The 15,047-nt window shown below is 65.9% G+C and carries 14 protein-coding genes; 5 read left to right on the plus strand and 9 right to left on the minus strand.

The features are described 5' to 3' along the window. The first annotated feature begins 37 nt into the window (after positions 1–37). Positions 38–880 (plus strand): class I SAM-dependent methyltransferase, encoded by an 843-nt coding sequence (locus LFT44_RS01810; protein WP_236800769.1) that lies wholly within the window; start codon positions 38–40, stop codon positions 878–880. A 3-nt stretch (positions 881–883) separates the two neighbouring features. Continuing rightward, complete coding sequence (locus LFT44_RS01815) at positions 884–1,336, plus strand: SRPBCC domain-containing protein (RefSeq protein WP_236800770.1); 453 nt, start codon at positions 884–886, stop codon at positions 1,334–1,336. A gap of 172 nt (positions 1,337–1,508) precedes the next feature. Here LFT44_RS01815 and LFT44_RS01820 read toward each other — a convergent pair whose 3' ends face one another. The 5 genes from LFT44_RS01820 to LFT44_RS01840 form a co-directional block, all read right to left on the minus strand. Further along, positions 1,509–1,787 carry an HPr family phosphocarrier protein gene (locus LFT44_RS01820; protein ID WP_015935750.1) on the minus strand — a complete coding sequence of 93 codons (279 nt, stop codon included), beginning with the start codon at positions 1,785–1,787 and terminating at the stop codon, positions 1,509–1,511. A gap of 66 nt (positions 1,788–1,853) precedes the next feature. Continuing rightward, positions 1,854–3,947, minus strand: coding sequence for a PTS fructose transporter subunit IIABC (locus LFT44_RS01825; RefSeq protein WP_236800771.1), 2,094 nt, complete (start codon positions 3,945–3,947; stop codon positions 1,854–1,856). A 2-nt stretch (positions 3,948–3,949) separates the two neighbouring features. Beyond that, positions 3,950–4,972, minus strand: a complete 1,023-nt coding sequence (locus LFT44_RS01830) for a 1-phosphofructokinase family hexose kinase (RefSeq protein ID WP_236800772.1) — start codon at positions 4,970–4,972, stop codon at positions 3,950–3,952. Beyond that, on the minus strand, positions 4,969–5,775 hold the full coding sequence (locus LFT44_RS01835; protein ID WP_236800774.1) for a DeoR/GlpR family DNA-binding transcription regulator: 807 nt from the start codon (positions 5,773–5,775) through the stop codon (positions 4,969–4,971). Before LFT44_RS01835 ends, LFT44_RS01830 begins: the two co-directional genes overlap by 4 nt. A 307-nt stretch (positions 5,776–6,082) precedes the next feature. Then, entirely contained in the window at positions 6,083–6,340 is a 258-nt protein-coding gene (locus LFT44_RS01840) for a DUF6458 family protein (RefSeq protein ID WP_236800775.1), read from the minus strand. Positions 6,341–6,511: 171 nt separating this feature from the next. Between LFT44_RS01840 and LFT44_RS01845 the strand changes: the two genes are divergently transcribed. From LFT44_RS01845 to LFT44_RS01855, 3 genes are all read left to right on the plus strand, one after another. Beyond that, positions 6,512–7,129: an alpha/beta hydrolase gene (locus LFT44_RS01845; RefSeq protein ID WP_236800777.1), complete on the plus strand. Its 618-nt coding sequence runs from the start codon at positions 6,512–6,514 to the stop codon at positions 7,127–7,129. 200 nt (positions 7,130–7,329) lie between these two features. Then, positions 7,330–8,067 carry an HAD family hydrolase gene (locus tag LFT44_RS01850; RefSeq protein WP_236800778.1) on the plus strand — a complete coding sequence of 246 codons (738 nt, stop codon included), beginning with the start codon at positions 7,330–7,332 and terminating at the stop codon, positions 8,065–8,067. A 128-nt stretch (positions 8,068–8,195) separates the two neighbouring features. Next, a complete protein-coding gene (locus tag LFT44_RS01855; protein WP_236800779.1) occupies positions 8,196–10,541 on the plus strand; it encodes a glycoside hydrolase family 65 protein in 2,346 nt (781 codons plus the stop codon). A 9-nt stretch (positions 10,542–10,550) separates the two neighbouring features. Here LFT44_RS01855 and lipA read toward each other — a convergent pair whose 3' ends face one another. The 4 genes from lipA to gcvH form a co-directional block, all read right to left on the minus strand. Further along, a complete protein-coding gene (gene lipA / locus LFT44_RS01860) occupies positions 10,551–11,564 on the minus strand; it encodes a lipoyl synthase (protein ID WP_236800780.1) in 1,014 nt (337 codons plus the stop codon). Between the two features lie 46 nt (positions 11,565–11,610). Continuing rightward, the gene (locus LFT44_RS01865; RefSeq protein WP_236800782.1) at positions 11,611–13,053 is read right to left on the minus strand and encodes an L-serine ammonia-lyase; all 1,443 of its coding nucleotides are present in this window, start codon (positions 13,051–13,053) and stop codon (positions 11,611–11,613) included. Between the two features lie 291 nt (positions 13,054–13,344). Then, on the minus strand, positions 13,345–14,667 hold the full coding sequence (gene glyA / locus LFT44_RS01870; protein ID WP_272910878.1) for a serine hydroxymethyltransferase: 1,323 nt from the start codon (positions 14,665–14,667) through the stop codon (positions 13,345–13,347). Next, positions 14,664–15,047 carry a glycine cleavage system protein GcvH gene (gene gcvH / locus LFT44_RS01875; RefSeq protein WP_236800783.1) on the minus strand — a complete coding sequence of 128 codons (384 nt, stop codon included), beginning with the start codon at positions 15,045–15,047 and terminating at the stop codon, positions 14,664–14,666. Before gcvH ends, glyA begins: the two co-directional genes overlap by 4 nt.

Below are 15,047 nucleotides of genomic sequence, written 5' to 3' on the forward strand. Positions count from 1 at the left end.
TCACCCATTTGGACCAGACACGTAGAGGGGCACGGGCATGAGCCAGCAGACCGATGCAGTGGAGGCGGACCGGGAGCTCAAAAAGAAGCACCGGGCCATGTGGGCGTCAGGGGACTACCCGGCCCTCGCGGACGAGATGCTCCTGGAACTGGGCGCCGTCCTGGTGGAGGCCACGGGCATTAGGCCGCGCCAGCGGGTGCTGGACGTGGCGGCGGGAACGGGCAACGCCGCCATTCCGGCCGCGATGATGGGCGCCAAAGTGGTTGCCAGCGACCTCACCCCGGAGCTTTTCGAGGCAGGGCGGCGGGAAGCCGCGAACCGCGGTGTCACCTTGGACTGGCAGGAAGGTGACGCGGAAGCCCTGCCTTTCGGTGATGCGGAGTTCGACGCCGTGATGTCCTGCATCGGGGTGATGTTCGCACCGCACCACCAGGCGGCCGCGGACGAACTGGTTCGGGTCTGTAAACCTGGCGGCTCCCTGGGGCTGCTGTGCTGGACGCCGGAAGGATTTATTGGCCAGATGTTTGCGGTCATGAAGCCTTTCGCGCCGCCGCCCCCGCCCGGTGCGCAGCCTGCCCCGTTGTGGGGGAGCGAGGACCATGTCCGCGAACTGCTGGGGGACAGGATCACTGATGTCCGCACCCGCAAGCAGAACCTGGCCGTCAAAAGCTTCCACCAGCCCGCGGACTTCGTGAGGTATTTCAAGTCCCACTACGGCCCCATCATTTCGGTGTATAAGTCGCTCGCCGAGGATCAGGACAGGGTCAAGGCGCTGGACAAGGCCCTCACCGATTTGGCTGACTCCTTTGGCGACGCCCACGGCGACGTCCCGTTCCAGATGGAATGGGAATACCTGCTCTTCACGGCAAAGAAGGCCTGACCCATGGCCGGGAACCACGTGGCAGTCTCCGTCACCACCATCAACGCCAATCCCATGCGCGTGTGGGAGGTGATCACGGACCCGGCGGCCGTGAAGGAGTTCATGTTCGGGGCCGTCCTGGAGACGGACTGGAAGGTGGACAGCCCCATTACGTGGCAGGGCGAATGGGACGGGAAGACGTACCAGGACAAAGGCCGGATCCTTCAGGTCGAACCGGGCCGGAAACTGGTCCATACCCACTTCAGTCCACTGTCCGGCCAGGAGGATAAGCCCGAGAACTACCACAAGCTCGAATGGACTTTCGAGGACCTGGGCGGCGCCACCCGCCTGTCGTTAGCACAGGACAACAACCCCACCGAGGACGCCGCCGCGCACTCCAAGGGCATGTGGGACAAGCTCCTGGCGGACGTGAAGGCGCTCGCCGAACGAACCCAACGCCCCGCCCCTCCCAACTGACTCGCATTTGTTGTCGTTTTGAGGGGTCAAAACGACAACAAATGCGACCTACTTGGGTGAGGCGCGCTGAAGGTGGGCCGGGCGCTTAAAGCCAAGCGGCCGCCGTCGGACGTTCCCGCTTGGGGAAGCCCGACGGCGGCCGCCGGCTTTGTGCGTTGGGGCAGCGTTGCTGCTACTCGGCGTCGTGGTCCGTTTCCAGAATCTGCACCAGGCGCTCCAGCGCATCGTCTGCGCCGGCACCTTCGGCGCGGAGGACCACCACGTCACCGTGCGAGGCACCCAGGCTCATGAGGGACAGGATGCTGGCAGCGTCCATGGCTTCGTCAGCCGGTTCGCCTTCGCGGGCGATGGTGATGTCCAGGTCGAACTCTCCGGCTGCCTCGGCAAAGATGGCGGCCGGGCGGGCGTGCAGGCCCACGCGGCTGGCGACGGTTGCTGTGCGTTCTGGCATTTTTGCTCCTTTGTCTTTCGGCGTGCTGAGGGTTCAGCGGCCGGTGAGGTGTGTGGCTAGGCCGGCTCAGACGGTTGCGGGAACCGGTTCAACCGTATCAACGGTCTTCTTGACTGCCCAGCGCTTGAGGCCCACGACCGCCAGCGCGCTGACTATGGTGCCGGCGATGATCGAGACGACGAACATCAGCAGGTTGCCGATGGCGAAGAAGACGAAGATGCCGCCGTGCGGGGCCTGGGAGGTCACGTTGAAGGCCATGGTGAGTGCGCCGGTAAGGGCGCCGCCCAGCATGGAGGCGGGGATGACGCGCAGGGGATCGGCCGCGGCGAACGGGATGGCGCCTTCGGAGATGAAGGATGCGCCCAGCAGCCAGGCTGCCTTGCCGTTCTCGCGTTCGGCCAGGCTGAACAGCTTCTTGTCCAGGACCGTGGCCAGTGCCATGGCCAGCGGCGGAACCATGCCCGCTGCCATCACCGTCGCCATAATCTGCCACGGGGCCTGGTTGGTGGCGCTGCCGGCGCTCAGGCCGGCAACGGCGAACGCGTAGGCAACCTTGTTGACGGGGCCGCCCAGGTCGAAGCACATCATGAGGCCAAGGATGATTCCAAGGACGACGGCGGAAGCACCGGTCATGCCGGACAGCCAGTTGTTGAGCGCCGTGGTGAGTCCGGCGATGGGTCCACCGAGGACCAGGAACATCAGGCCGGAGGCAACGATCGAGGCGAGCAGGGGGATGATGACTACAGGCATCAGGCCGCGCAGCCAGCGGGGAACCTGCCAGGTTCCGATCAGGTGGGCGACGTAGCCGGCCAGCAGGCCGCCCACGATGCCGCCCAGGAAGCCGGCACCCATGAATCCGGACACGGCACCCGCAACGAAGCCGGGGGCGATGCCGGGCCGGTCAGCGATGGCGTACGCGATGTAGCCTGCCAGCGCGGGGACCAGGAAGCCCATGGAGAGCGCGCCGATCTTGAAGGCTACGGCGCCCAGGTAGATGGGCAGGCCGCCCTCGGGCAGGTTGCCGAAGTTGTTCTGCACCACCACCTTGTCAGCGACGCCGGTGATGTCGTAGCCGCCCAGGAGGAAGCCCAGCGCAATCAGCAGGCCGCCGCCGGCAACGAACGGAATCATGTAGCTGACGCCGGTGAGCAGGGCCTTCTTGAGCTTCTGTCCGATGTGCTCGCCCTTTTCCTCAGCCTCGTGCTCGGCCTGTTCCTCGGCACCGAAGTGGGGGACGCGGTGGGCGTTGGGGTTCTCTGCCGCGGCGAGTGCTTCCTGGACCATCTTGTCCGGCTCGTCGATGCCGCGCTTGACCGGAGCGTTGATGACCGGCTTGCCGGCGAAGCGCTCCTTGCCGCGCACATCCACGTCCACGGCGAAAATCACGGCGTCAGCTGCTGCGATGACGGCGGGGTCCAATGCCTTGGCCCCGGAGGAGCCCTGGGTTTCCACCTGCAGGTCGACGCCCATTTCCTTGGCAGCTGCCACCAGCGAGTCGGCCGCCATGTAGGTGTGGGCGATGCCGGTGGGGCAGGCGGTCACGGCGACGAGGCGCTTGGGACGGGCAGGTGTTGAACCCGTGGCAGTGCTGCCGGCGCTTGCGCCTGCAGAGGCTGAAGAACCTGCTGCACCGGCACCTGCTGCGGCGCCAACGCTCGCGCCCACCGGAACGGCGTCAACCGGGGCGGCTGCGGCGTGTGCGGCTGGCTTGTCGGCCAGGGCGCCTTCCACGAGCTCCACGATTTCTGCCTGCGAGGAGGCGTTGCGCAGGGCCGCGGTGAAGTCCTTCTTGATGAGGGAGCGGGCCAGCTTGGAGAGCAGCTTCAGGTGCTCCTGGTCCGCGCCGTCCGGAGCGGCGATGAAGAACACCAGGTCAGCCGGGCCGTCCTTGGCACCGAAGTCAACCTTCGGGTCCAGGCGTGCCATGGCCAGGGTGGGCACCGTGACGGCGGCGGAGCGGCAATGCGGGATGGCGATGCCGCCGGGGATGCCGGTAGCGGTCTTCTGTTCGCGTGCGAAGGCGTCGGCGAAGAGTCCGTCAACTTCCGACGCGCGTCCGGTGGCAGCTACCTTGCTTGCCAGATGCCGGATCACCGTCTCGGGGGCGTTGCCCAGGTTCTGGTCGAGCTCGACCAGGTCCGTGGTGATGAGCTGGGTCACTGTCAATCCTTTCGAAGGGCCGTGATGGTTACGGCATCCGGGGTGGTTTGGTCTGCTGCCGGAACAGTGGATCCGGGCAGCGAGGCAGCGGCGGCACCGTGGGCCACCGCCTGACGAAGGCAGTCGGCGGGGGCGGCGCCCCGGCCGTGGGCAAGCAGGTAGCCGGCAAGTGCGGAGTCGCCCGCACCTACCGTGCTGACCGCGGCGACCGGCGGGTGCGTGGCCAGCCACGCGCCGTCGGCCGTTACGAGGACAGCTCCCTTGGAACCGAGAGTTGCCAGCACAGCACCTACGCCGGAACGTACGACGGCGGCTGCAGCGGCGGCGGCAGCCGCCGGGTCCGCTTCCAGCTCGTCACCGGATGCCGGGGCAAACCCGGCGGCTGCGGCCAGTTCCGCCAGTTCCTCGGCGTTGGGCTTGAGGAGGTCCGGTTTCCCGGAACCCGTGGTTGTTCCGCTGGTGCCTGTGCCGTCGTCGGGGGTTCCGGCGTCGGTGAGGGCAGCGGCGAGGGGCGTCCCGGAGGAGTCGACGGCGATCAGCGGCGCATTGCCGTTGCCCGCCTCCCGGATCCGACGGGCCACCGTTGCATAGAAGTTGTCCGGGAATCCGGGCGGCAGCGAGCCGGCCAGGACTACCCAGCTGGCGCCACGGGAGCTTTCCAGCAGCAGCTTGATGAGGGCTTCCTGCTGGTCCGCGGCAAGGACGGGCCCGGGTTCGTTGATCTTTGTGGTCACGCCGCCGGGCTCGGTGAGCGCCACGTTGGTGCGCAGCGGCTCGTCGATGGGAAGGGATATGAAGGGGACTGCACTTTCGCGCAGGCCGGCCAGGACGGGATCGCTGTCCGCGCCTGGCAGGACGGCCAGGGATTCGAGTCCGGATGCCACCAGGGCGCGGGAGACGTTGACGCCCTTGCCGCCGGACTCCTGGCGGACGGAGACGGCGCGCTGTACTTCGCCGCGTGCCAGGGGGCCGGGGAGGGCCACCGTGCGGTCGAGGCTTGGATTGGCCGTGAAGGTGACGATCATGCGATCACCACATCGACGCCGGCCTCTTCCAGGGCGGCCGCGAGTTCAGGTCCGGGTTCACTGTCTGTGATCAAGGTGTCCAGATCTTTCAGGGAGGCGAACTGGACCAGGGTTTCCGTGTCCAGCTTGGAGGAGTCGGCCAGCACCACAATGCGGCGGGCCGACTGGACGAAGGCTGCCTTGACGGCTGCTTCTTCAGGATCGGGAGTGCTGACGCCAAAGGTGGCATGGATGCCGTTGGTGCCGATGAACGCGATGTCCGGGCGGATCCGGGCAGCGGCGTTCACCGTCGCCTGGCCCACGGCCACCTGGGTAAGTCCGCGGACCCGGCCGCCCAGGATCTGCAGGGCGACTCCGGGGACGTTGGAGAGCTTGCTGGCGATGGGCACAGCGTGGGTGATAACCACTAGTTCGTGCTGCGGCCCGGTTCCGTCGGAAGGTTCGACGGCGGTGCGTCGCGCCAGCAGGTCCGCCAGCACTTCGGTGGTGGTGCCGCCGTCCATGAGGACGCTGGCCGGCGAGTTCCGGGGGATCAGGGCGAGGGCGGCCTGGGCGATCCGGACCTTTTGGTCCGGCCGCTGGATGGCCCGTTCGGTGACGCTTTCCTCGGTGGTGCTGAAGCGGTCTGCCGCCACCGCTCCACCGTGGACCCGCCGTACGGTGCCGGCGTTCTCCAGAGCGGCAAGGTCACGGCGGACAGTTTCCGTGGTGATGCTGAAGCGCTCAGCGAGCAGGGTCACGCTGACCCGGCCGTTGCCGGCCACAAGCTCGGCAATCTTTTGCTGGCGCTCCTCGGCGAACACGTACCCTCCGTTGCGTAGTGGCTGTCGTGACTTGGATCACTCTGATGTTGAGTTACTTGACTTTATCTTTGCTTATGTTGGTTTGTCAATGGAAACCAACATGAAACAAGATGCGAATATGGTAAGGGCTGGAGTTCCTCTCCCCGGTTCCAGGCTTGGAGGACGCCAGGGCCTGCGGATCTGGACCCGGCACCAGGGCCGGGGCGCGAAAAAGCCGGGCCGGACGCATATGGTCCAGCCCGGCTCTTCGGGTTACTTGGGGCCGTTCCCGGGGTTCCCGGAATCCCGTCCCCGGTACCGCTGATGGTTAGAGTCCGCCGTCCCGGCTTTCGTGGCGGGTGATCCGCTCCCCGGTGTTTGGATCTATGACGGAGCGGGACTCGCTTACGCGGCGGCTGCGTCCGGGTGAGGCGAGGATAAGGGAAGCGATCAGCCCGATGACGCCCACGGCCATGAGGATGTAGCCCACCAGCTGCTGGTCCACGAAGGGGATCAGGCCGGGAGCCACGGCCCAGGCGAGGATGGCGCCAAGGGCGATGAGGAAGATTGACGAGCCGATTCTCATGACTTGCTCCTTATAGCCGCGTGCTGCGCGGCGCTGGTAGGGCGTTACGGAAGGGTGGTGCGTCACTGCCAAAAGCTAAGCCTGCTGTCTGTCAGGCGTCAGGCTACCTTCCGGGGATTCGTGATTCAATCACCGCGCCGTTAGGGCGGGCATGTCTCGTAGGCTGTTCCGGTGGAAACAGTTGTGTGGTCCAAGCCCGAAGGCCAGCGCTCCGGCACTCCCTTGCTGGTGATGATGCACGGGTACGGCACGGACGAGGCACGGATGGTGCGCCTTTTCGACTACCTGCCGCAGGAGTTCACCTGCGCCGCCCTCCGTGCTCCTATGCCAATCGGCGACCACTGGGGCTGGTTCCTGCTGGACTACTTCCTGGCAAATGACTTCGCCGACGTGATTTCCGCAGCGAACTCCGTGCGGGCGTGGATCAGTTCCGTCAGGGACCAGCACAGCAGTGTCACGCTTATGGGCTATTCCCAGGGCATGGCCATGGCAACCACGCTCCTGCGGCTGCATCCGGAGGACTACAAGGCTGTTGTGGGGTTGTCCGGCTTCGTCCTCAAGAACGAGCTCCTCTCGGTCATGGACTCCTTTGAAGTGAAGCCGCCGTTCTTTTGGGGGCGGGACAAGGCTGATCTGGTGATTAACGAGGACGCCATCGCGTATACAGCCGAGTGGCTGGAACAGAACACGCTGCTGACGACCCGGACCTACCCGGGGATGGGGCACGCCATGTCAAAGACGGAGATGGTGGATGTCAGCGCTTTCCTCCGCCATTACGTACTGGGCTAACTGTGTATCCGCTCCAGTAGAGGGTAAGAAAAAACAGTTGCCAGCGAAATTTGCAAGCGCTTACACTCGTCTACGGCCATGATCGGTCCTGCAGTGGGCGGACAAGGAAGTGATGCTGCGCGCACGCCGCGCAGCAGAACCTCCTTCAGGCTGCCCGGCGGGGCCGGCTGTCCACAAACCGAGAGGACACCGCACCGCCGATGACACAAGAAACTGCAGCTGATACCGCCGCCTGGACCGGCGCCAAAGCAATCCTGTTCGACCTGGACGGGGTGCTGACGCCCACAGCCAGCGTGCATGAGCGGGCCTGGCAGGAACTTTTCGATGGCTACCTCGCCTCACAGCCAGGTGTTTCCGGTTACCGGGAAAGCGACTACTTCGACCACATCGACGGCAAACCGCGCTTTGACGGGGTACGTGACTTCCTCGCCTCACGCGGGATCACGCTGCCGGAGGGCCCGTTGGATGACGATCCCGCCCACGACACTGTCCATGGCCTGGGCAACCGGAAGAACGCGGTCTTCAATGGCATCGTGAGCGCCGGCGTCGAACCGTTCGAAGGCTCTGTCCGCTTCCTCCAAGCCGCACTGGACCGCGGACTCAAGGTCGCCGTCGTCTCTTCCTCCCGCAACGCCCCTGCCGTACTGAAGGCCGCCGGACTCAGCCGGCACTTCGCCGTCGTGGTGGACGGGGTGGTGGCCGCGGAGCAGGGCCTGCCCGGCAAACCAAGCCCGGCCACCTACGAATACGCCGCCAAGCTGCTGGACCTGTCCAGTTTCGAGTGCGTGGTGGTGGAAGACGCCGTGTCCGGCGTGCAGGCAGGACATGCCGGGTCCTTCCACTCCGTTATCGGGGTGGACCGGGGTGCAGGGCGGCTGACGCTCCTGGACGCCGGTGCCACCCTGGTGGTTAGCGATCTCCAGGAACTTATCCCCTAAACCTCCGTTGCCTCCCCGGGCAACCCCGCTGCTTCCCCGGCAGCACCAATCCCAGTACCGCACTTCCCCCCCCCAATACTCCATGCCGGCCCCGCCGGCAGCACAGCAAGGCCAAAAGGACCCCGACCATGGCACTGATTACCGAGGACCGCGAGCGGTTCCCCGATACCCCCTGGCAGCTCGTCGAAACCCGGTACCAGACCGACGGCGCCGGAACGCTTGAGACCCTGTTTGCGCTGGGTAACGGGCACCTGGGCATCCGGGGTGCGCATTGTGCCGCGGCCGATGCCGAACTGCCGGGCAGCTTCATCAATGGGTTCCACGAAATCTGGGACATCAAGCACGCCGAGAATGCGTTTGGCTTCGCCCGGACCGGGCAGCGCATCCTCTACATTCCTGACGCCAACAACTTCACGGTGGTGGTGGACGGGGAAAGCCTCAGCCTGGCGGAGTCCGAGGTGCTGGACTACCGGCGGACCGTGGACTTCTGCACTGGAATCTATGAATGCCGCATCACCTGGCAATGCCGGTCCGGCGCTATGGTGACCACCACGGAGCGGCGGGCCGTGGGATTCGAGTCCCGTGGCGGCCTGGGCATTTCGCTGGAGGTGGCAACGAACCGGCAGGTTTCCCTGGATGTCACCTCGTCCGTGATCAACCGCCAGGACCAGCCGGTGGAAGACCACTCCGTGCACGATCCCCGCCGCGCCGGACGCCACGCGGGGCGCGTGCTGCTGCCCTTGCGGCTCGACGGCGGCGACGGCTCCTTGCGCCTGTCATGGGAGGCTGCGGAGTCCAAGCAGCGCGTGGGCATTGCCGTGGACCACTGGACGTCACCCGGGCACCAGCCGTTCGAGACACTGGTGGACCAGGACGACAGCAGCGTCCGGTACGTCCTTGCGGTGGATGCTGATGAGCCGTTCCGGCTGGAGAAGAGCGTTAGCTACGCCGCCGGCCGGACTATGCAGGACCCGGAGATCGATGCAGCCGCGGTGGCGGAAGGAACGTTGCGGCCGGTGGGTGACATCTTTGCCGAGAGCGAGGCGCACTTTCGCAGCTACTGGGCCACCTCGGACATTCTGGTGGAGGGCGGCCGGCCCGGGCTGCAGCAGGCCATCCGGTGGAACCTGTTCCAGTTGGCCCAGGCCACCGCGCGTGCCGATGTTGCCGGCATCCCCGCCAAGGGCGTGACCGGATCGGGCTACGAGGGGCACTACTTCTGGGACCAGGAGGTGTACCTGCTGCCCTACCTTACGTACACCAATCCCGACGGCGCCCGGCAGGTCCTGGAGTTCCGCCACAGCATGCTTCCCGAAGCCAGGATCCGCGCCAAGGAGCTGAGCGTGGACGGTGCGCTGTTCCCGTGGCGCACCATCAACGGGCTCGAAGCCAGCGCTTACTACGCTGCCGGCACCGCGCAGTTCCACATCGCCGCAGCCATCGCCTTCGCCACCAACAGGTACCTCTGGGCAACCGGTGACACCGCCTTCCGGGATGGGATGGGCGCCGAGCTGCTGATCGAGACCGCCAGGATGTGGATCTCCCTTGGCTTCTTCGGGAAGGACGGGCTCTTCCATATCCACGGCGTGACCGGCCCTGATGAGTACACCGCCGTGGTCAACGACAACCTGTACACAAACGTCATGGCCCGCTTCAACCTTCGCGCGGCCGCTGCCCTTGAGCACGCCGGCATCACCCTGGAGGAGCGCCAGCTGTGGGAGGCTGCGGCCAGCCGGATGAACCTGCCGTTCGACGAACGCATGCAGGTGCACTCGCAGGACAACGACTTCATGACCCTGGAGGCCTGGGACTGGACCACTCCGCGGTCCAAGTACCCGTTGCTGCTGCACTTCCACCCTCTGGTCATCTACCGCCACCAGGTGCTGAAGCAGGCGGACACGGTCCTGGCCATGTTCCTGCAGTGGCAGGACTTCACGGCCCAGGAAAAGCACCGTGCCTTCGACTTCTACGATCCGCTCACCACCGGCGACTCCACGCTGTCCGCCTGCGTGCAGGGGATCATGGCGGCGGAGGTGGGCTATTCGAAGGAAGCGCTGGAGCACTTCACCAACGCCGCGTTCATCGACCTGGACGACACCCACGGCAACACCATCGACGGCGTGCACATCGCCTCCACCGGGGGAGTGTGGAGTTCGCTGGTGTGCGGGTTCGCCGGCATGCGCGACCAGGGCCCGGTGCCGTACTTCGATCCACGCCTGCCCGCCGAATGGGACGGGTTGGCCTTCCACCTGAAGATCCGCGGCCGCCTGCTGCTGGTCCAGCTTGCCGCCGGTTCCATCACGCTCACGGTGCAGGAGGGTGAGCCGCTGGAGGTAGATGTCCGCGGCCAGCACTTCACGGTGGGCGGTACGCCTATGCAGGTGCCGCTTAAACCGGCCGTGGAGCCGGAGCCAACGGTCTTTCCCAGCGGACTGCCGACGGCGAGCATCCCGGTGGTGCGCGGCAACAGCTGACGCGGGCTGCTAGCCCGCCAGGAGGGTGGCGGCTTCCTGGCGGGTGGTGCCGGAGTCCTGGATGCCGTCGGCGATGTGGGCGAGTTCGGCGGGGATGTCGCGGCCTTTTTTGCGCATGGCGGTGGCCCAGAGGCGGCCGGCGCGGTAGGAGGAGCGGACCAGGGGTCCGGACATGACGCCGAGGAAGCCGATTTCTTCGGCTTCGTGCTGGAGGTCGACGAATTCCTGGGGTTTGACCCAGCGGTCCACGGGCAGGTGCCGTTCGGAGGGGCGCAGGTACTGGGTGATGGTGATCAGGTCGCACCCTGCTTCGTGGAGGTCGCGGAGGGCTTCGGAGATTTCCTCGCGGGTTTCGCCCATGCCCAGGATGAGGTTGGATTTGGTGACCATCCCATGGGCCCGGCCCTGGGTGATGACGTCCAGGGAGCGGTCGTAGCGGAACGCGGGCCGGATGCGCTTGAAGATCCGGGGCACGGTTTCGACGTTGTGGGCGAAGACTTCGGGTTTGGAGTCGCAGATCGCTTTGATGTGCTCGGGATTTCCGGAGAAGTCGGGGATGAGCAGTTCGACGCCGGTGCCGGGGTTCAGTTCGTGGATCTTGCGGACGGTTTCGGCGTAGAGCCACACGCCTTCGTCTTCGAGGTCGTCGCGGGCGACGCCGGTGACGGTGGCGTAGCGGAGCTGCATGGACTGGACGGAGCGGGCCACCTTGGTGGGTTCGAACCGGTCCATGGGTGAGGGTTTGCCGGTGTCGATCTGGCAGAAGTCGCAGCGGCGGGTGCATTCGGAACCGCCGATCAGGAAGGTGGCTTCCTTGTCTTCCCAGCATTCGAAGATGTTGGGGCAGCCGGCTTCCTCGCAGACGGTGTGCAGGCCTTCCTTTTTCACCAGGTTCTTCAGCCCGACGAACTCGGGGCCCATTTGGACCTTGGCCTTGATCCATTCCGGTTTGCGCTCCACCGGGACCGCAGCATTGCGCTGCTCGATCCGCAGCATCTTCCGGCCTTCAGGTGCCAAAGTCATGATCGTTTTCCTTTGTTTGCTTGGGGGATCGGAGGTGTGCCGGGTGTCAGCATTCGACGACGTTGACTGCGAGGCCGCCCATGGCGGTTTCCTTGTATTTGGAGGACATGTCTTTGCCGGTCTCGCGCATGGTGATGATGACTTCGTCGAGGGAGACCCGGTGGGTGCCGTCGCCCCAGAGGGCCATTTTCGCGGCGTTGATCGCTTTGGCGGCGGCGATCGCGTTCCGTTCGATGCAGGGGACCTGGACCAGCCCGCCGATCGGGTCACAGGTCAGGCCGAGGTTGTGTTCCATCGCGATCTCGGCCGCGTTTTCCACCTGCGCGGGGGTGCCGCCCATGACCTCCGCCAAACCGGCCGCGGCCATTGAGGACGCGGACCCGACCTCACCCTGGCAACCGACCTCGGCCCCGGAGATCGAGGCCTGTTCCTTGTAGAGGACCCCGACGGCGCCGGCGGCGAGCAGGAACCGCACCACCACATCCTCCCGGTCTTCCTTCGTGGCCTTATCCATGCCGGGGGCGAAGTGCAGCGCGTAGTACAGCACCGCGGGGATGATCCCGGCCGCCCCGTTCGTGGGCGCGGTGACCACCCGGCCGCCGGAGGCGTTCTCCTCGTTCACCGCCAACGCCACCAAGTTAACCCACTCCTGCCAATACCGCGGGTCGTGGAAGTCCCAGTCCTGGAAATCCAGGTCCTGGTTGTCCTCGCCGGGGCGTGCGCATTCCTTCTTCAGCCGGTCGTACCAGTCCGGGGCGCGGCGGCGGACCTTCAACCCGCCCGGCAGCACCCCCTCCCGCTTCAGCGAGGTCTGGACACAGTCGGCCATGACGGACCAGATGTGCAGCAAACCGGTTCGGATCTCCTCCTCGGACCGGGCGGCCTTTTCGTTGACCAGCATCACGTCCGCGATGCCCAGCCCGGTGTTCCGGCAGTGTTCCAGCAGTTCCGCGGCGGTCCGGAACGGCAACGGCAACTCCTGTTTGGACGCGTCCAGTTCCTGCTGCGCGGCGTCCTCCTCGCCCTCGCGGACGATGAACCCGCCACCGACCGAGAAGAACGTCGCCGCGTGCAGCACCTCCCCGCCAGCATCCGTCACCGTGAAGGTCATCCCGTTCGTGTGCCGCGGCAGCACCGTCAACGGCCGCAGCACCATATCCTCCACCCCGTACGGCAGCGGCACGGCACCGGCCAGGTTCAGGGTCCCGGTCTCCGCGATCGAGGCCAGCCGCTCCTCCACTTCCACGGGCAGGATCAACTCAGGATGGAACCCCTCCAACCCCAACAGGACCGCGGTCATGGTCCCGTGCCCATGCCCCGTCGCCGCCAGCGAACCATACAAATCCACCCGCAAAGACGCCACGTCAGCCAGGACCCCAAGGCTTTTGAGTTCCTCCGCAAACACAGCAGCAGCCCGCATCGGCCCCACAGTATGCGACGACGACGGACCAATACCGATCGAAAACAAATCAAAAACGCCAACAGCCATGACGGGGATTCCTAACTAGAAAGTTCGTGGCGGGGTTGGGTGCGCCTGGCCGAATTCCTCCGCGTGCCCGGGGCCCACGCCGTCCGGGTTCCCTGGCCGAGCTTGCGAGGTTAGGGGGACGGTGGGTAGCACGTCTCCGGAATCCGTCCAGTCGTCAAGGCCGCACACCTAGACGGACCCCGCGAGCGTCGGCGGAGCCGGACTTTTCGAAAGCCTGCGTCAAAGCGAGGAACGAGCAGCAGGCGTGAAAATGTCCGGTCCGCCGACGCGGACGCAACCAGGGTGAAGCACTCAGGCGAGGTTGGTGATTGAGGGGTAGAGCGGGTGCGCTGCAGCCAAGGCCTCGACGCGGTGACGCAGGCTGGAAAGGTCCGCGTCGGCGTTGGCGATCAATGCCTCGGCGATGATGTCCGCAACCTCGCGGAAGGCGTCCTCTCCGAAGCCACGGGTGGCCAAGGCAGGGGTGCCGATGCGAAGGCCCGAGGTGACCATCGGGGGACGCGGGTCGAACGGCACGGCGTTGCGGTTGACGGTGATGTCGATCGCGGCGAGCCGGTCTTCTGCCTGCTGGCCGTCGAGTTCGCAGTTGCGCAGGTCAACCAGGACCAGGTGCACGTCGGTGCCGCCGGACACCACACTGATGCCCTTTGCGGTGACGTCCGGCTGGACCAGGCGCTCGGCCAGGGTCCGGGCACCGGCAAGGACGCGCTCCTGCCGCTCCTTGAACTCGGGGGACGCTGCGATCTTGAAGGCCACGGCCTTGCCTGCAATGACGTGCTCAAGTGGGCCGCCCTGCTGGCCGGGGAACACAGCCGAGTTGATCTTCTTGGCGATGTCGGCGTCATTGGAGAGGATGATGCCGCCACGCGGACCGGCGAGGGTCTTGTGCGTGGTGGAGGTAACCACGTGGGCGTGCGGGACCGGGCTCGGGTGCAGTCCGGCTGCCACCAGGCCGGCGAAGTGTGCCATATCCACCATGAGGTAGGCACCCACGAGGTCAGCGATCCGGCGGAACTCCGCGAAGTCCAGCTGGCGGGCGTAGGCCGACCAGCCGGCAACGATGAGCTGCGGCTTGGTTTCCAGCGCAAGCCGCTCCACCTCTGCCATGTCAATGGTGTGGGTGTCCTCGCGGACCTGGTACGGAACCACGTTGTAGAGCTTGCCGGAGAAGTTGATCCGCATGCCGTGGGTCAGGTGGCCGCCGTGGGCCAGGTTCAGGCCCATGATGGTGTCGCCGGGCTTGATCAGCGCGTGCATCACCGAGGCATTGGCCTGGGCCCCGGAGTGCGGCTGGACGTTGGCGTAGCCAGCACCGAACAGGGCCTTCACCCGGTCGATCGCCAGCTGCTCGATGACGTCCACGTGCTCGCAGCCGCCGTAGTAGCGCTTGCCCGGGTAGCCCTCGGCGTATTTGTTGGTCAGCACGGAACCCTGTGCCTGCATCACGGCCACGGCGGTGTGGTTTTCCGAAGCGATCATCTCCAGGCCATCGCGCTGGCGGACCAGTTCGTCGTCGATCTTGGCTGCGACCTCCGGGTCCAACGCGGAAAGGTCCGCGTTGAGGCTCGGGGAGACTACCTGCTCGAACACTGCGGTGTCAGCGGCCGCGCTCACAGTTCGCCGCCGTTTGCTTCGGCGTATTCCTCTGCGGACAACAGCGGGCCCTCTTCGGTGACGGTGACCTTGAAGAGCCAGCCGGCGCCGTACGGGTCGTTGTTGATCACGGCGGGGTCGCTGACGACGTCGTCGTTGACTTCCGTGACCTCGTCCGTAACGGGGGAGTACAGGTCTGAAACGGACTTGGTGGACTCGATTTCGCCACAGGTCTCACCTGCGGTCACGGTGGAGCCAACCTCGGGCAGGTCCACGTAGACAATGTCGCCCAGTGCTTCGGCGGCAACAGCGGACACACCAACCACGGACGGGCCGGAGCCGTCAGTGGCGATCCATTCGTGTTCGGCGGAGTACTTCAGTTCAGCGGCAACTTTAGCCAT

This window comes from Arthrobacter sp. FW306-05-C, assembly GCF_021801725.1.
Taxonomy (GTDB): Bacteria; Actinomycetota; Actinomycetes; order Actinomycetales; family Micrococcaceae; genus Arthrobacter.